13 protein-coding genes, 2 tRNA genes and 1 pseudogene are annotated in these 17,205 nt (G+C 67.3%); 8 read left to right on the top strand and 8 right to left on the bottom strand.

The features are described 5' to 3' along the window. Positions 1 to 305 precede the first annotated feature (305 nt). Both sppA and DDF62_RS10165 read right to left on the bottom strand, forming a co-directional pair. Positions 306 to 2,084, bottom strand: a complete 1,779-nt coding sequence (gene sppA, locus DDF62_RS10170) for a signal peptide peptidase SppA (protein ID WP_116489007.1) — start codon at positions 2,082 to 2,084, stop codon at positions 306 to 308. A 181-nt stretch (positions 2,085 to 2,265) separates the two neighbouring features. Next, positions 2,266 to 2,342: transfer RNA gene (locus tag DDF62_RS10165), tRNA-Pro, on the bottom strand. Between the two features lie 185 nt (positions 2,343 to 2,527). On the opposite strand from DDF62_RS10165, the gene DDF62_RS10160 reads away from it, so the two are divergent. Both DDF62_RS10160 and DDF62_RS10155 read left to right on the top strand, forming a co-directional pair. Continuing rightward, positions 2,528 to 2,601: transfer RNA gene (locus DDF62_RS10160), tRNA-Gln, on the top strand. Positions 2,602 to 3,048: 447 nt separating this feature from the next. After that, on the top strand, positions 3,049 to 3,486 hold the full coding sequence (locus DDF62_RS10155; protein WP_116489006.1) for a Ros/MucR family transcriptional regulator: 438 nt from the start codon (positions 3,049 to 3,051) through the stop codon (positions 3,484 to 3,486). A gap of 86 nt (positions 3,487 to 3,572) precedes the next feature. Here the strand turns inward: DDF62_RS10155 and DDF62_RS10150 are convergent, their stop codons facing one another. Beyond that, a complete protein-coding gene (locus DDF62_RS10150) occupies positions 3,573 to 4,130 on the bottom strand; it encodes a GNAT family N-acetyltransferase (RefSeq protein WP_165832221.1) in 558 nt (185 codons plus the stop codon). Positions 4,131 to 4,255: 125 nt separating this feature from the next. Further along, positions 4,256 to 6,436, bottom strand: a complete 2,181-nt coding sequence (locus DDF62_RS10145) for a S9 family peptidase (protein ID WP_116489005.1) — start codon at positions 6,434 to 6,436, stop codon at positions 4,256 to 4,258. A gap of 104 nt (positions 6,437 to 6,540) precedes the next feature. Between DDF62_RS10145 and DDF62_RS10140 the strand changes: the two genes are divergently transcribed. Both DDF62_RS10140 and DDF62_RS10135 read left to right on the top strand, forming a co-directional pair. Next, positions 6,541 to 7,389 (top strand): trypsin-like serine peptidase, encoded by an 849-nt coding sequence (locus DDF62_RS10140; protein ID WP_116489004.1) that lies wholly within the window; start codon positions 6,541 to 6,543, stop codon positions 7,387 to 7,389. Positions 7,390 to 7,479: 90 nt separating this feature from the next. Beyond that, positions 7,480 to 7,661 (top strand): annotated as a pseudogene (locus tag DDF62_RS10135) (CsbD family protein); the annotation flags it as partial. 190 nt (positions 7,662 to 7,851) lie between these two features. Here the strand turns inward: DDF62_RS10135 and DDF62_RS10130 are convergent. The 4 genes from DDF62_RS10130 to DDF62_RS10115 form a co-directional block, all read right to left on the bottom strand. Continuing rightward, positions 7,852 to 8,301, bottom strand: coding sequence for a MaoC family dehydratase (locus DDF62_RS10130; protein WP_116489002.1), 450 nt, complete (start codon positions 8,299 to 8,301; stop codon positions 7,852 to 7,854). 82 nt (positions 8,302 to 8,383) lie between these two features. Further along, complete coding sequence (locus DDF62_RS10125; RefSeq protein ID WP_116489001.1) at positions 8,384 to 9,730, bottom strand: Nramp family divalent metal transporter; 1,347 nt, start codon at positions 9,728 to 9,730, stop codon at positions 8,384 to 8,386. Between the two features lie 54 nt (positions 9,731 to 9,784). Next, entirely contained in the window at positions 9,785 to 10,798 is a 1,014-nt protein-coding gene (locus tag DDF62_RS10120) for a nucleotidyltransferase family protein (RefSeq protein WP_116489000.1), read from the bottom strand. Between the two features lie 75 nt (positions 10,799 to 10,873). Further along, on the bottom strand, positions 10,874 to 12,412 hold the full coding sequence (locus DDF62_RS10115) for an acyl-CoA synthetase (RefSeq protein ID WP_116488999.1): 1,539 nt from the start codon (positions 12,410 to 12,412) through the stop codon (positions 10,874 to 10,876). Positions 12,413 to 12,616: 204 nt separating this feature from the next. On the opposite strand from DDF62_RS10115, the gene DDF62_RS10110 reads away from it, so the two are divergent. The 4 genes from DDF62_RS10110 (at position 12,617) to DDF62_RS10095 (ending at position 17,040) form a co-directional block, all read left to right on the top strand. Beyond that, on the top strand, positions 12,617 to 13,951 hold the full coding sequence (locus DDF62_RS10110) for a cytochrome P450 (RefSeq protein ID WP_116488998.1): 1,335 nt from the start codon (positions 12,617 to 12,619) through the stop codon (positions 13,949 to 13,951). A gap of 191 nt (positions 13,952 to 14,142) precedes the next feature. Then, positions 14,143 to 15,027, top strand: a complete 885-nt coding sequence (locus DDF62_RS10105; protein WP_116488997.1) for a crotonase/enoyl-CoA hydratase family protein — start codon at positions 14,143 to 14,145, stop codon at positions 15,025 to 15,027. 130 nt (positions 15,028 to 15,157) lie between these two features. Then, positions 15,158 to 16,369, top strand: a complete 1,212-nt coding sequence (locus tag DDF62_RS10100) for a DUF2336 domain-containing protein (RefSeq protein WP_116488996.1) — start codon at positions 15,158 to 15,160, stop codon at positions 16,367 to 16,369. Positions 16,370 to 16,620: 251 nt separating this feature from the next. Beyond that, positions 16,621 to 17,040, top strand: coding sequence for a Ros/MucR family transcriptional regulator (locus DDF62_RS10095; protein ID WP_116488995.1), 420 nt, complete (start codon positions 16,621 to 16,623; stop codon positions 17,038 to 17,040). Positions 17,041 to 17,205 lie beyond the last annotated feature (165 nt).

The raw sequence follows: 17,205 nt of genomic DNA, 5'->3' as shown, positions 1-17,205 counted from the left end.
AAACCCCCCCCCCCCCCCCCACCGGCCTTCGGCCGCCTCCCCCAGAGGGGGAGGTTCCTCGCCAAAGATCCTCCCCCTGAAGGGGGAGGTGGCCCGAAGGGCCGGAGGGGGAAGTCCCCGATGAGCTCAGCACATCCCCCAACACAGCAACCACGTCCCCCTCCGTCGGCGGAGTTTATCCTCGGGCCGGCCTTTGGCCGGACCCGGGGCCGACACCTCCCCCTTCAGGGGGAGGATCTTGGGACCGCCCAACAAAAAAGGCCGCCCCTTGCGGAGCGGCCTTTCCCGTGAACCTTGCCGAGACCTCAGTAGGTCGGCGTGTCGGCCAGGACGCTGGCGCCTTGCGAGCGCAGGCGGGTCTTGGCCATTTCGTCGAGGATCGCTTCGGAGCGCGGGTCGCCCAGGATCCAGGCGGCGGCGGCCACGGTGCGCATCGAGGTCGAGCTGACGCCCAGGGCCTTCTCCAGGGCGTCGAACGGCGACTTGGGTCCGCCGATCTTCTTCAGGCGCACGTCGCCCTTCAGGTTGGCCAGGGCCTTGGCCTTGTCGACGGCGTCGTAGAAGCCGCCCAGCTGGTCCACCAGGCCCAGCTCCTTGGCCTGGGCGCCGGTCCAGACGCGGCCCTTGGCGATCTCGCGCACGCGCTCGACCGGCAGCTTGCGGCCCTCGGCCACGCGCTTGATGAAGCCGGCGTAGATATTGTCCATCCAGGCCGAGAAGCGGGCGCGCTGGTCGGCGGTGAATTCCTGGCCAGTGCCGAAGGCGCCGGCGTAGTCGCCGCCCACGCTGATCTGGCGGGTGTCGACGCCGAAGCGCGACAGCGCCTCGCCCAGGGCGAACTTGCCGCCGAACACGCCGATCGAGCCGGTCAGGGTCGAGGGCTGGGCGACGATCGCCGAGGCCTGGCTGCTGATCCAGTAGCCGCCCGAAGCCGCATAGGTGCCCATGCTGACCACGACGGGCTTTCCAGCCGCCTTGGCCGCCCGGACGGCCGCCAGGATCTGTTCGGAGGCCGTGTCCGACCCGCCCGGCGAGGAGACGCGCAGCACGATCGCCTTGACGTCCTTGTCCTCGATCGCGTCGTAGATCGCCTTGGCGGTCTCGTCGGAGTGGATGGTGCTGTCGCCGCCGAACGGCGAGGCCTGGCCCGCGGTCCCGGTGACGATCGGGCCTTCGGCGCCGATCACGGCGATGGCCGCGCCGGTCTTGGGCAGGTCCTTCTTCGAGCGCGAGGCGTAGTCGGAGAACTCGATCAGCTTGGCGCCCTTGCCGGCGCGGGCCAGCATGGCGTCCTGGGCCTCCTTCACCTGGCCGACCTTGTCGATCAGGCCCAGGCCCTGCGCCTGCTGGGCGCTGTAGGGGCCGGCCTCGATGGCCTTGATCAGGCGGGCCGGATCCAGCTTGCGGTCCTGGGCGGCGGCGGTCAGGGCGCTGGTGTAGACCGAGCCCATCCACGACAGCGTCGCCTCGCGGTGGGCGGGAGTGAAGTCGCTGTTCAGGTAAGGATTGACGGCGTTCTTGTATTCATAGCGCTGCTCGAAGTCGGCCTTGACGCCGTACTTGTCGAACAGGCGCTTGTAGAACATCGTCTCGCTGGCCACGCCGACGGCCTGCAACGCGCTGTCCGGCTGCATCCAGAACTCGCTGGCGGCCGCGCCCAGGCGGTAGGTCGAGGTCGACATGCCCGAGGGATAGAGGCCCTGGCTGTGGGCGAAGATCGGCTTCTTGCCGACGCTGCGGAAGTGCTTGAAGGCCTGGGCCAGTTCGTCGGCCGAGGCCGGGGCGACGCCGCCCTCGGGCAGGCGCACGAACACCGCCTTGACCTTGTCGTCGGTCTCGGCGCGGCGCAGCACCTCGATCACGCCCATCACCGACTGGCCGCCGCCGCCGAAGGCCGCGAACGGGTTCTGCGAATCCTGGTCCGACAGTCCGCCGCGCAGGTCCAGCTGCACGACCGAGTTGGCCGAGACCGGGGCAGGGCGGGCGGCGCCGGCCGCCAGCACGATCAGTATGAAGGGAACCCCGACGAGAAAGAGCACCAGTCCGACGAATACGCCGGCCACGGTCATGAGAAACTGCTTCATCGGGGTCCCGTTGCGATAGCCGAGGCGCGGCGGCGGAAAAGCACAGGTGGTCGTGCGTCCGTCGCGCTTCAATGTCGTCGCAAGCTAACGGCTGCCGCGTTGCGGTCAAATGAACAGCACGCAACCTGCCGAACTTGTCGCTCAGGCGGTGCAAATAAGAGGATTTTCTCGGGAGAGAAGATGGTCGGAGTGGCAGGATTTGAACCTGCGACCCCTGCGTCCCGAACGCAGTGCTCTACCAGACTGAGCCACACTCCGACTTCCGAAGCCGCGCCGCCGGTTGGCTGTGCTCGACTTGGGAGGCGGCTTATAGGGGGCTGTTTCGAGAGTCGCAAGCGTGAAAATAGACCCAAAAAAAGAATTTGGAGGGCGTTGCCACCGTCCGAATCCTGAGCTATCTCCACCGCCTCGCCGCGGCCCACTGGGTCGGCAGCCGTTCCTGCTGGGGAATGGTGTAATGGTAACACTGCGGTTTTTGGTACCGTCATTCTAGGTTCGAGTCCTAGTTCCCCAGCCACTCTCTTCAATCTCTTCGCTGATCAGCGGCCTTCGATAGAGGTGGCGTTTACATCGCGATCCTCTCCCTCCTTCAAGCTGTGCTTTGACCGTCGGCGTGTTCGCGTGTCCGAGCCCTTGCGCGATCCCGTCAGGGCGCCGGTCTCGATCTGAAGATGGGGGCGCGGAGGGGCGGCGAATCTGAAACGCGCGCCTGGTTTTGCTCAAAGTGCAATTGCACGCGAACCTTGCCGGTCTTCGCGAGCGGGAAAACGCACGAGGTCGAAACTGAACTTGAAGGCGAGCGCGATCGGTTACGGCTAAGGCTTTGAAAATCCGCCATCGACATTGTTGCCGCGAAATAAAGCCTGTTTTCGCGGAGCGTTGCTCGCTCGGTTGCGTATTTGTGTACTTGTAATTCCACGGGGCGGGTGTATTTCCGAATTTAAAGTCATTGTGGAGTGACGCCGTGGAAGACAAATCGACCCTGATCGAGCTGACCGCCGAGATCGTGGCTAACTATGTGGCCAACAACACGACCTCGGTCTCTGACCTGCCGGCTCTGATTCGGGCCACGCACGACGCCCTTTCCGGTCTTGGCTCGCCGGAAGCGCCGGTTACCGAGACCGTTACCAAGGCTACTCCGGCCCAGATCCGCAAGAGCATCACGCCGGACGCCCTGATCAGCTTCGAGGACGGCAAGCCCTACAAGACGCTGAAGCGTCACCTGACCACCCACGGCATGACCGTCGCCGAGTACAAGTCGAAGTGGGGCCTGCCCGCCGACTACCCGACCACGGCCCCGTCCTACAGCGAAGCCCGCTCGGCGATGGCCAAGGCCCTGGGCCTGGGCCAGGGCGGCCGCAAGGCCAAGGCTCCGGGCAAGGCCCGCGCCCGCAAGGCCTGATCCTCGGTTCTTTTTAGAGCCCCGAAAACACGAAAGCCCCGCCGGTCCGCCGGCGGGGCTTTTGCTTTGAGCGTCCTTGCGGCGTCCTAGACGCCGCTCAAAGACATGCCTGGCGCATCCGGCGGGGTGTCGCCGCCGCCGTTCAGCGACCGCTGCATCCAGACGAGGTCGACCCAGCGGTCGAACTTGTAGCCCATGGCCGGGAAGACGCACTTGTGCTCGAAACCGAGGGCGGCGTGGACGCCGATCGACGCGGCGTTGCCGCTGTCGCCGATCACCGCGCACATCTGGCGCAGGCCCAGGGCTTCGCAGGCCTCGATCAGGGCCGTCAGCAGCGCCTTGCCGACGCCCTTTCCGGCCGCGTCGGGAGCGACATAGATGCTGTCCTCGACGGTGTAGCGATAGGCCGCCCGCAGCCGGAACGGACCGGCATAGGCGTAGCCCAGCACCTTTCCGTCCAGCTCGGCGACCAGGTAGGGCAGGCCGCGATCCAGGAACGCCCCGCGCCGCCGGGCCATCTCGGCTTCGTCGGGGGGGACCTCCTCGAAGGTGCCTAGGCCGTTGAGCACGTTCCAGCCGTAGATGGCCGTGATCGCCGGTACGTCGGCGTCGGTGGAGGGGCGGATGATCAAGCTAAGCTCCAGGAATACATGACCCCCTCCCCCCTTGCGGGGAGGGGCAGGGGTGGGGGTGTCGGCGCCGTGTCGGTCAATGACAGCGTCGGCGCCCCCATCCCCAACCCCTTCCCCGCGAGGGGGAAGGGGCTTTCTCAGGCCTTCGTCCAGCCCTTGTCGACCGCCCACACGGCGAAGGCGTAGTCGAGCGCGATCTCCTTGAGGAAGTCGAAGCGGCCCGAGGCGCCGCCGTGGCCGGCCTCCATGTTGATCTTCAAGAGGATCGGGTTGCCGCTGGTGGTGTTGGCCCGCAGCTTGGCCGCCCACTTCTCCGGCTCCCAGTAGGTGACGCGCGGGTCCGAAAGGCCGCCGGTGGCCAGCACGGCCGGATAGGGCTTGGCGGCGACGTTGTCGTAGGGGGAATAGCTGGCGATGTAGTCGTAGGCCTCCTTGTCCTCCAGCGGATTGCCCCATTCGGGCCACTCCGGCGGGGTCAGCGGCAGGGAGGTGTCGCTCATGGTGTTGAGCACGTCGACGAACGGCACCGCCCCGATGATGCCCGACCACAGGTCCGGCCGCAGGTTGGTGATCGCGCCCATCAGCATGCCGCCGGCCGAACCGCCATAGGCCACGGTGGCGCCCTTGGCGCCGTAGCCATTGGCGTGCAGGTGCTCGGCGCAGGCGATGAAGTCGGTGAAGGTGTTCTTCTTCTTGAACTTCTTGCCGTCCAGGAACCAGCCGTAGCCCTTTTCCGAGCCGCCGCGGATGTGGGCCGTGGCCCAGATCCAGCCGCGGTCGACCAGGCTGAAGTTGCGGATCGAGAACGACGGATCCATCGACATGCCGTAGCTGCCGTAGCCGTACAGCAGCAGCGGCGCCTTGCCGTCCAGCTTGACGTCCTTCTTCATCAGCACGGTCACCGGCACCTGCGCGCCGTCGGGCGCCTTCGCATAGAGGCGCTTGGTCACGTACTTCGAAGGGTCGTGGCCCGAGGGGATCTCCTGGGTCTTGCGCAGCACCTTGTCGCCGCTGCGCATGTCGTAGTCGAACCACTGACGCGGCGTGGTCGGCGACTGGTAGACATAGCGCAGGGTCGGGGTGTCGAACTCGTATCCGCCCTCGACGCTCAGCACATAGGCCTGCTCGTCGACGACGATCGGCTTTTCGGCCTTGGTGGCGCGGTCGGTGATGACGATGCGGGTGTTGGCGTTGACACGCTCGACCCGGACCAGATGGTCCTTGTAGGCGGCGTGGCCGGTGATGAAGGTCCCCGGCTTGTGGGCCACGAAGTCCTTCCAGTTCGCGCGGCCGGGATTGTCGACCGGGGCCTCGACCAGCTTGAAGTCGATGGCGTCGTCGGCGTTGGTCAGGATGACGAACTTGCCGTCCCAGTGCTCGACCGAATAGCGCAGGCCCGGCGTGCGCGGCTCGACGGCCTTGGGCTTGGCGGCGACGTCGCTGGCCGGAATCAGCAGGGTTTCCGACGTCTCGTGGTCGCCTGCGCTGATCACGATGAAGGCGTCCGAGCCGGTGACGCTGACGCTGACGAAGAAGCCATCGTCGGGCTCTTCATAGACCAGCACGTCGTCCTTCAGCCCGCCGCGCGCGGGGCGGCGATAGATCTTGTCGGAGCGGCCGTTGTCGTCGCGGTGCGTCCAGAACAGCCACTGGGAGTCGGGCGACCAGGTGAAGTCGCCGGTGCTGCTGTCGACCGGCTCGGGCAGGATCTCGCCGGTGGCCAGGTCCTTGACGTAGATCTTGTGGACTTCCGAGCCCTGCGCGTCCTCGGCATAGGCGAACAGCTTGTGGTCGGGGCTGTGGTCGGCGGCGCTGACCTGGCTGTAGGCCTTGCCCTTGGCCAGGGCGTCGCTGTCCAGCAGCACCTCTTCGCCATCCGTCTTTCCGCGGGGACGCCGCGCATAGATCGGGTGCTGGCCGCCCAGGGCGAAGCGCGAATAGTAATCGTACGGGCCGTCGGGCGAGGGGACCGAGGAGTCGTCCTCCTTGATGCGGCCCTTCATCTCCTCGAACATCGCCTTCTGCAGGTCCTGCGTCGGGGCCAGCATCGCCTTCACATAGGCGTTCTCGGCGGTCAGGTGCTCCTTGACCTCGGCCTTGATCAGGCTGGGGTCGCGCAGGACCTTCTGCCAGTTGTCGTCCTTCATCCAGGCGTAGTCGTCGACGCGCACCCGGCCCAGCTGCTCGATGCGCTTGGGGACCTTCTTGGCGACCGGAGGAACGGGCTTGGCGGTGGCGGACATGGAACTCCCGGGGATGAGGGCGGAGGACGTGGCGGCGACGGCGGCAACGCTCGTCATCATTTCGCGCCGGTTCATGGACAGATTCCCCCTCGGATGCGTCAGAACGCCAACTTGTTGCGGCAGGGGCGTCTGGTCAAACTCATACGACGTCTAAGGTTGAATCGGAGACGAGGGCATTCATGGCTTGGGACCTGTCGGTCGATCTGATCCAGGCGACGGTGCAGCTGGAGCAGCCGCTCGCAGACGGCTCGCGCACGGTCGGCACCGGATTCCTGATCGAGGATCCGACGCCCGACGGCCGCCCGCGCACCATCCTGGTCACCGCCGCCCACGTCTTCGACCGCATGCCCTCGGTGTCGGCCAAGATCGGCTATCGCGTGCAGAGCAAGGAGGGGGTCTGGCGCTATGACCCCCGCACCCTGAAGATCCGCGACGGCGACCATCCGCTGTGGATCAAGCATCCCAGCCGCGATGTCGCCGCCATCGTCGTCGAGGCCCCGCCCGAGTTCGCCAAGGCCGCCATCCCGCTGGCCTGGCTGGCCCAGGACGACACCTTCAACAAGTACAGCCTGGGTCCCGGCGACGAGATGATGGCCCTGGGCTTCCCGCGCGGCCTGTCGGCCAACACCGCGGGCTTCCCGATCCTGCGCTCGGGCCGGGTGGCGTCCTATCCTCTGGCCCCGGCCAGCGTGTTCCCGACCTTCCTGATGGATTTTTCGGTGTTTCCCGGCAATTCGGGCGGGCCGGTGTTCATGGCCGAGGGCGCGCGCCGCCGGCCGGGCTCGACCGAAAGCCAGGAGGTGCAGTTCGTTGCCGGCATGCTGACCCAGCAGGTCGAACTGTCGGGCGAGCGCCTCGAGATCGGCATCGTCACCCACGCCAAGTATATCCGCGAGACCGTCGCCCTGCTCGACAAGCCGTCGGGTCCGCCGCTGATCCAGGCCGCCCCGGCCAAGCCGCCCAGCGTTGCGGCGGCGCAGGACGTGGTCGCCGTCCAGGCCGTGGCCGCGCCCGGTTTCAATCGCTGATTTCGCCGAAATCCCTTGCGGCCACGCTAGGAACCATTGCTCCCGGGGCTCCGTTCGAATGGGGAGTTCAACGCTAGCAGGAGCAAGCCAATGAGCACCAATCGTGTGGAAGGCGCCATCGACAAGGGCGTGGGCGCCGTCAAGGAAGCCGTCGGCAAGGCCACCGACAACGAACGCCTCGAAGCCGAGGGCAAGGCCCAGAAGGCCAAGGGCGACATCCAGAACAAGGTCGGCCAGGTCCAGGACAAGGTCGGCGACGCGATCAAGCGCTAGGCTTGGTCCGATTTCCAGAAACAAAGGCCCCGGAGCGATCCGGGGCCTTTGTCTTTTCTCTTCATAGGTCCTCCCCCTTTGGGGGAGGTGGCGCGAAGCGCCGGAGGGGGGACGTTATCAGCTTCCGAGTCGCCGGCCGACACTTCCCCCTCAGTCGCTCCGCGACAGCTCCCCCTTCAGGGGAAGCATCTAACCCCCGTAGATGATCGAGATCGTCTCGGCCACGCAGGCCGGGCGCTCCTCGCCCTCGATCTCGATGGTGCACTCGTTCTTCATCTGCAGGCCGCCGGCCTTGGGCTCGACGCTGACCAGCTTCTGGCGCATCCGCACCCGCTTGCCCACGCGCACCATGCTGGTGAACCGCACCTTGTCGCAGCCGTAGTTGATGCCGCGCGTCACGCCGGTGACGTGAAGGATTCCCGCGCCCAGCATCGGGATCAGCGACAGCGTCAGGTAGCCGTGGGCGATCGGCCCGCCGATCTCGCGCGTCGCCCGCTCGACGTCGATGTGGATCCACTGGTGGTCGCCGGTCGCCTCTGCGAACTGGTTGACCCGTTCCTGGCTGATCTCGACCCAGTCGGACACCCCGACCTCTTGCCCGACCAGGCTGGCGATGTCGGCGAAGGCGATCTCTTTCATGCGGCGCTCTCCCAAACGTTTGTTTGGAAGAGATCACGGGGCTCGACCTGGGACAACCCCTCCCCCTCGATGGGGAGGGGCTTTACGAGAACGTCGAAACCACCAGCCAGACGTTCGCCGCCGAGATCACCACGAACAGCCCCCAGGCGACGAGGCGGGTGACCGGGCCGTTGGCGAACGGATCCATCAGCGCCTTGTCGTCGGTGAACCGCAGCAGCGGCCAGATGGCGAAGGGCAGCTGGGCGCTCAGCACCACCTGGGTCAGCACCAGCAGGCGTCCCACTGCGTGGTCGCCCAGCGTCAGCACGCCGGCCAGCGCCGGAACGATGGCCAGGCCTCGGGTGATCAGCCGCCGCTGCCAGCAGGGGATGCTGAGGTTCAGGAAACCCTCCAGGATCACCTGGCCGGCGATGGTGCCGGTGAAGGTGGCGCTCTGGCCCGAGGCGAAGAGGGCGATCCCGAACAGGATCCCGGCCACGGCCGCGCCAGTGATCGGCGCCAGCAGCTCATGCGCCTCCTCGATGCCGGCCACCTCGCGCAGGCCGTTGCCGTGAAAGGCCGAGGCCGCCAGGACCAGGATCGCGGCGTTGACGAACAGCGCCAGCACCAGGGCGACCACGGTGTCGATCGTCGCCAGCCGGATCGCCGCCCGTTTGCCCGGAACGTCTTCGGGCGTCAGCCGCGTCTGCACGATCGACGAGTGCAGATAGAGGTTATGCGGCATGATCGTCGCGCCCAGTATGCCGATCGCCAGATAAAGCGCGTTGCCCTGTTGCAGCGCCGCCAGCGACGGGACCAAGCCCCTCGCCACCGCCCCGGCGTCGGGCGGCACGATGATCAGCTGTACGAGAAAGCAGATCCCGACCGTCGAGATCAGGCCCAGGATGATGGCCTCCAGCTGGCGGAAGCCCTTGCCCTTCAGGCCCAGCACGATGATCGTGTCGAGGCCGGTCAGCAGCACCCCGGCCCACAGGGGCACGCCTAGCAACAGCTTGAAGGCCAGGGCCGAACCCAGCACCTCAGCGATGTCGCAGGCGATGATGGCCAGCTCCGCCAGCGCCCATTGCACCTTGACCGTCCATGGCCCGTACCGTTCGCGCGACATCCGGGCCAGGTCCTTGCCGGTGACCAGGCCCAGCCGCATCGACAGGGTCTGCAACAGGATCGCCGCCAGGCTCGACAGCACCACGACGAACAGCAGGGACGTGCCGTAGCGCGACCCGGCCTCGATATCGGTCGCCCAGTTGCCGGGGTCCATGTAGCCGACGCTGACCAGCAGCCCCGGTCCCGCCGTGCGCAGCATCCGCTTCCAGGTCGGCAGCCCGTCCGGCACGGGCACGGCGCCGCGCACCTCCGCCGGGCAGAACGGAGCGGTCGCGGTCTTGGGCAGAGCGATCCGGGAGAGACGGTCGAAGAGAGCCGAAAGCATGCCCGCGACCGTGTGGCGGTAATACCGCGCCGTATAGAAGCAACGTGCGGCGCCTTAGCCCTCCAGCACCGCCCTTGCATCTTCGGGCAGCAGGCTGACCGCCTCGTCCAGCAGCTTGCGCCACGCCTCGCCACGACCGCGGGCCTCGGCATAGGCGTCACGCAGGGCGAAGGGATCGTCCTCGGCCAGGGCGCGGATCAGCGCTTGCGCCTGCGCCACGTCCTTGCGGCGCTTGGGATTGGCCTGGCTGCGCTTGCGCGAGATGATCAGCTTGTGCACGGCGTATCGCGCCGGGGCCGGAACCCGCACGAGCACGCCATCATCGTGCAGCACGGCGGCTTCCACCGTGTCTCGCAGCAGGAAATCGAGAAAGCGCAGGGGCGTTGCGTCGGTGTTCAGCGCGACGAGGCGGGAGGTCTCGTCGTCGCCCGCATGCCGGCTGGTGGTCAGCACGTCCACTGCATAGCCATCCGGCGTCCGGTAGGCGGCGCTCTTGCCCGGATCGAGCTTGGGGATGGGGGAGAAGCTCGGGTCGGCGGCGCGCAGCACGTCGATGAAGGGCCGGTCCAGTCCATCGTCGATGGCCATCGAGATCCCATAGTCCTGGGCGATGTCGAGATCGCCCGTGCGCACGGCCTGTGCGGGCAAGGTGAAGCCCAGCAGGGCGCCATAGGTCTGGAAGGCCACCGTGCCGACGACGGCGGCGCGTAGCCGAAACACGCCGGCCTTGTTCAAGGCTTGCAGGACACGGCCTGTGCGCTGGTCCGGCGTGTGCAGTCCCGCCGCGCGCAGCGCCCGCACGATTTGCCGGCGCCCATCAGCGGCGCCGTTGATGGTCTTCGCCGTTTCCATGGCCGCCAGCAGCTCGGACGTTTCGGGGCCAAGATAGCGTTCCAAGCGCTCGCCTCGCACCTGCCGCGAACGGACATACCAGTAAGGGCGACCGCCGCGCTCGCGCCGGAGGAAGCTGGCGCCGTCGCCGAACTCGCTGATCTGGGCCGCGCGAAGCTGGTCGATCAGGTCGGCGACGTTCGTGTGGATCGCCAAGGGGAGGCGCTGGAGGGTCACGGAATTAGTCCTTGCCACCACTTTCAACAAAGTGGTGGCAAAAATTCAGAAAATCAACTTTCTAGTGATTATGGATCAAACGATCCGCCCCTCGCCCTTGCCCCAGTACGCATCCCGCACCAGCCGCTTGTAGAGCTTGCCCGTCGGGTGCCGGGGCAGTTCGCGCACGAAGTCCACCTGCCGTGGGGCCTTCACGTGGCTGAGGTTGTCGCGGGTGAAGGCCAGCAGTTCGGCGGCCAGGGCCTCGCCGGCGTCGTCCCAGTCCAGCGGCTGGATCACCGCCACGACCTTTTCGCCCATCTCCTCGTCGGGAGCGCCGACCACGGCGGCGTCGGCCACCCTGGGGTGGGTAATCAGCAGGTTCTCGATCTCCTGCGGATAGATGTTCACCCCGCCCGAGATGATCATGAAGCTCTTGCGGTCGGTCAGGTAGAGATAGCCGTCCTCGTCGGCCCAGCCCACGTCGCCCAGCGTCGTCCAGCCGTGCTTGTTGTAGCTCTCGGCCGTTTTCTCCGGGGCGTTGTGATAGGTCACCGCCGGGCCGTTGGCGAAATAGACCACGCCTTCGCTGCGGGCGGGCAGGGGATCGCCGGCCTCGTCGCAGATGCGCAGCTCGCCCAGCGCCGCCTGGCCCACTGAGCCGCGCCGCTCCAGCCAGCTCTTGCTGTCGATCCAGCAGAAGCCGTTGCCCTCGGTGCCGGCGTAGTATTCGTAGATCACCGGCCCCCACCAGGCGATCATCTGTTCCTTGACCGGCACCGGGCAGGGGGCGGCGGCGTGGATCGCCGAGCGCATGGTCGATACGTCGTACCTGGCCCGCGTCGCCTCCGGCAGCTTCAGCATCCGCACGAAGTGGGTCGGCACGAATTGGCCGCAGGTGGCCTTGTGCTCTTCGATCAGGGCCAGGGCCGTCTCGGGATCAAACTTCTCCATCACCACGACCGTGCCGCCCAGCTTGTGCACGCTCATGCACCAGCGCAGCGGAGCGGCGTGATAGAGCGGCGCCGGCGAGAGATAGACGCTGTCGCCGTCCAGCTTGAACAGGTGCTGGGCCATCATCTGCAAGGCGTGGGGCGCATCGATCGGCGCGCCGTTCAGCGCCGGCTTGACGCCCTTGGGCCGTCCGGTCGTGCCTGACGAATAGAGCATGTCCGAGCCGGAGGTCTCGTCGGCGATGGGCGTGGCCGGCATGGCCGCGCGGGCCGCATCGAAGTCGGCATAGGGGCCGGCCGCCCCTTCCACCCGCAGCAGCGCCACGCCTGGGATCAGCGGCGCCAGCGCCTGGGCGACGCCGTCCATCGCCGGTCCGGCGATCAGCGCCTTGGCCCCGCAGTCCTTGACGATGTACTCGACCTCCGGCGCGGTCAGCTTGGTCGAGATGCAGGTGTAGTAGAGCCCCGCCCGCTGGGCCGCCCAGGCGATCTCCAGGTAGCGCGGATGGTTGTCGAGCAGGATGGCGACCACGTCGCCGACCTGAAGGCCCATCGACCGGAACAGCTGGGCCCCCTGGTTGGAGCGGTCGTCGAGTTCCCGGTAGGTGACGCTCTCGCCCGAGCCGGCCATCACGAAGGCGGGCTTGTCGGGCTGGGTGCGGGCGTGGACGCTCGGATGCATGCGACCTCCTGGGCCGCTCGCCAGGGCGGCGACGGCCATTTCTCTCCCTGCCGCCGCCTGCGTGTGACCCGCATGATCGGCGTTCAGTCGGCAGCATGACCCAAGGCCCGACGCGCGCGCAAGTTGCCGTAGGGGCGCCGTTGGCGGCCGCGCAATCCTGGGTGATCGTGCGTCCGACAACGATGTTCGACGGGAGGCGAGCGCATGGAGCTGATCAGCAAGACGGTGGTCGACGGCCGGCCAGGACCCGGCGGGACCAAGGCCTATCCCACCCTCGACGGTGTCGACCTGGCCGACATCTTCCGCTTCACCAAGGGCCAGCCCTTCGCCGACTTCGCGCGGATGCGCGTCGAGGCGCCGGTGATGTGGCACGGCGAGCCGTTTGGCGGCCCGGGCTTCTGGGCCGTCACCCGCTATGACGACGTCATGCGCGTCAACGGCGACCCGGAGACCTTCTCCTCGCAGAGGGGCGGGATCCTGATGTCGATGGGGCCGCCCGACAAGCGCCACGCCCTGCTGTTCCGGGCGACCATGGACACCATGATCAATCTCGACGCGCCGCATCACCTGCAGCTGCGCCGCGAGCACATGCCCTATTTCACCGCCGCCTACCTGCGCGGCCTGACCGACAAGGTGAGGGCGGAGGTCACCCGCCTTCTGGACGAGATGGAGCCGCTGCTGGCCGGCGGCGCCGAGATCGACATGGTCGAGCACTTCTCGTCGATCCTGCCGCTGTTCACCCTGTGCGAGATCCTGGGCGTGCCGCCGGAGGACCGGAGCAAGTTCCTGCGCTGGATGCACTATCTGGAGCGGGCCCAGGACCTGGCCGTGCAGCAGGCCCAGGCGCCCATCACGCCCACCCTCGAGCTCATGCAGTTCGTCGCCGACTTCAACGACAACATCGAGGAGATGTTCGACTACGGCCGCACCATGCTGCTCAAGCGGCGAGCCGACCCGCAGGCCGACCTGATGACGGCCATCGCCCGCGCCCAGGTCGACGGCGATCTGCTGGCCGACGAGTATCTCGACGGCTCGTGGCTGCTGATCGTCTTCGCCGGCAACGACACGACGCGAAACACCCTGTCGGGCGCCATGCGACTGCTGACCGAGTTTCCCGAGCAGAAGCAGCGGCTGATCGACGATCCGTCACTGCTGCCGGGCGCGGTGGACGAGTTCATCCGCATGGTCAGCCCGGTGATCTACATGCGCCGCACCGCCACGCGCGACGTCGAGGTGGCGGGGCAGCAGATCCGTGAAGGCGAGAAGGTGGTCATGTATTACGGCGCGGCCAATCGCGATCCGGCCATGTTCGAAAGCCCCGACCGCCTGGACGTCACCCGCCCCAACGCCGGCAAGCACGTGGCCTTCGGCTACGGCCCGCACACCTGTCTTGGCAAGCGCGTCGCCCAGATCCAGCTGGAGGAGGCCTATCGCCAGATCCTGGCCCGCTTCCCCGACCTGGAATGGACGGGCGGCATCGAGATCGCGGCGAACAACTTCGTGCATGCGATCAGCAAGCTGGGGGTGAGGCGGGCCTGATCTCCCTTCCCCCTTGATGGGGGAAGGGCCGGGGATGGGGGTGAACTGCTGAGCCGGCCGCGTTGCGTGGCTTCAACCGCTCTAGCCACCCCCACCCCTGCGCCCTCCCCCATCAAGGGGGAGGGGTTGTGTGCTTGCTTGATGTGGTCATACGATCGTTTGAAATCATGCCACCCCAGGGAGCCCGCCACATGTCGCAGCCGACCTTCGAGACCCTGCTCTACGCCGTCGAGGACGGCGTCGCGACGATCACCCTGAACCGGCCTGAAAAGCTCAACGCCTTCACCGCCCGGATGATGAAGGAACTGATCGAGGTCTTCGACATCACCGACGCCGACGATGCGGTCAAAGCGGTGATCGTCACGGGCGCGGGCCGGGCTTTCTGCGCCGGGGCGGACCTGTCGAGCGGCGGCGCCACCTTCGACCGCACCTCGCCCCAGGCGCTGGAGCGGGAGGAAGGCAAGGTCGGCGACGTCTATCGCGACGGCGGTGGCCGGGTGACCCTGCGCATCTACGACAGCCTCAAGCCCGTGATCGCCGCCGTGAACGGCCCAGCCGTCGGTGTCGGCGCGACCATGCAGCTGGCCATGGACATCCGCCTGGCCGCCGAAGACGCCAAGTTCGGCTTCGTCTTCGCTCGCCGGGGCATCACGCCCGAGGCCTGCTCGTCCTGGTTCCTGCCGCGGCTCGTGGGCATGCAGACGGCGCTGGAGTGGTGCTACACCGGCCGGGTCTTCCCGGCGACCGAGGCCAAGGAGCGCGGCTTCGTCCGCTCGTTGCATGCGGCCGAAGACCTGCTGCCGGCCGCCCGCGCCCTGGCGCGCGAGATCGCCGACAACACCGCCCCCGTCTCCGTCGCCCTGACCCGCCAGCTGCTCTGGCGCATGGCCGGCGCCGACCATCCGATGGAGGCCCACAAGGCCGACAGCCGCGCCATCCAGTCGCGCGGCGCCTCGGGCGACGCCAAGGAGGGCGTGACCTCGTTCCTGGAGAAGCGCGCCCCGGCCTATCCCAACCGCGTCTCCACCGACCTGCCGGACATCTGGCCTGAGTGGGCGCCGCGACAATTTCGCTGACCCCCTGGCGAAGCCTGGCTTTGGGCCGCAAATTCCCTTGGCGGGAGAATCCCTGGCGCTAATTCGAACTTAAGGGCGTTACCGTCTAGGTTCGAAACTCGGCGACCGGGGCTTCGCCGCCAGGAAGATCATGACCGACCCGATTTCGCCCTTCGCCAAGCCGATCGCCGTTCCGCCCAAGTCGCGCGCCGCTCTCCTCAAGCGGCTGGCCGACGTGGTCTGCCTGCCGGCCAGCCGCATCAACGCCTTCGAGCGGGCGATGTGCGCCGACCTGCTGGTCGAGATGCTGCGCGAGGCGGTGGTCGAGGAGCGCGAGAAGGTCGCCCGCCGCCTGGCCAACCTCAACGACATGCCAGGCTCGCTGGTCCGCCTTCTGCTGCGCGACGAGGTCGTCGTCGCCCGGGCTCTGCTCGAGAACTCGCCCAACCTGTCGGACGCCGACCTGATCGACTGTCTCTACCACGCCACCCAGGAACACCGCCGGCTGATCGCCATCCGCCGCGGCGTCGGAGAGGTGGTGGCCGACGCCCTGGTCGACATGGGCGAGACGCCGGTGGTCGAGGCCCTGCTGCGCAACGAGTTGGCCCGCTTCAGCCACCAGGGCGTCGAGAACGTCGTGGCCATGACGCGCGACAATCCCAGCCTGATCCCGCTGCTGCTGCGGCGCGCCGAGCTGCGTCCCAGCCACGCCTATGTGATGTTCTGGTGGGCCGACGCCGAGGCTCGCCGCACGATCCTCCAGCGCTTCGCCGTCTCGCGCGAGATCCTGCAGGACGCCGTCGGCGACGTCTTCGCGGTGGCCTCCGAGGAGGGGTGGCAGGATCCGCTGTCGCGCAAGGCGCTGCAATTCATCGAGCGGCGACAGCGCAACCGCGCCGCCATCGCCAAGAGCCCGTTCGACAGCCTCGAGGACGCCGTCGCCGCCGCCCAGAGCGGCCTGACCCGCGAGACGGCCGAGGAGATCTCGTACCTCGCCGGTCTCAAGCCGATGACCGGCGCCAAGATCTTCACCGACGCGGGCGGCGAGCCGATCGCCATCCTCTGCAAGGCCACCGGCCTGCCGCGCGCGGCGGTGCGGGCCCTGTGGCGCGGCCTGCGTCGTCCCGAGACCGACGCCGAGGGCGCGCCGTCGCCGGGCCTGGAGCGGGTGCTGGGGGTATTCGACGCCATCGCCGTCGACCGGGCCCAGACCGTGCTGCGCTACTGGAACTGGTCGCTGTCGTCGGCCCTGACGCCGGCCCTGCTGAAGGCCATCCGCGACGGCGACACCGACGCCATCGACGAATACTCGGTGCCGCAGCGGGCGGCGATGCTGGCCCTGTCGCGGGATTTCGGCCGCTAGGCGCCGACATCTCCGCGACGTGTCGTGTCCGCACGGTCAAGTTCGGCGAACGCGTTCAGTCAAAATCCAGAAAATCTGAATTTTTATCTCGCGACCTTAAGTTGCCGATGCGAATGATCGCATTGATCGACAGTCAATATTCCCTAGCGGCATCTATTGCCCGGTTTTACTGACGCGTTTATCCATGATGCAACTTCGCGCGCCAAAGCTGGTCGTGCGTGAAGAAAGATAAAGGGAACGGGAGAGGCGTCATGGAAGAAGAGATCCCATTCGTCGAACTTACCGCGGGCATCGTCGCGGCTTTCGTCGGCGGCAACGCCGTCTCGGCGGCCGACATGCCGGCCCTGATCCGCAGCGTTCACGACGCGCTCCGGTCGGTCGGTTCGCCCGAGGCCGCGGCCCCCGAGCCCAAGGAGCCGGCCGTGCCGGTCCGCCGCTCGGTGACGCCCGACTACATCATCTGCCTGGAGGACGGCCGGCGCTTCAAATCGCTGAAGCGTCACCTGCGCACGCAGTACGACATGAGCCCTGAGGACTACCGCGAGAAGTGGGGCCTGCCTTCGGACTACCCCATGGTTGCGCCGAACTACGCCAAGGCGCGTTCGGAGCTTGCCCGCCAGATGGGCCTTGGCCAGACCGGCCGGGGCGCCGGGAAGGGCCGCAAGGGCTGAGTCTGAGCGTTCATTTACCTTAATTCAATCAATCGCTTGTGGTTAAGCTAAGCGAGAAAATCGACGCCCGGGCGCTCTTCCAGCGCCCGGGCGTTGTGCTTCCAGATTGACTCTCAAACGGAATCTTTGTTGGCGGCGGCGATTTTTCGCTTCCGCCGATTCGGT

This window comes from Caulobacter radicis, assembly GCF_003094615.1.
Lineage (GTDB): Bacteria > Pseudomonadota > Alphaproteobacteria > Caulobacterales > Caulobacteraceae > Caulobacter > Caulobacter radicis.
The sequence above is the reverse complement of the archived record's forward strand: the minus strand, read 5'-3'. Positions and strand labels throughout refer to the sequence as shown.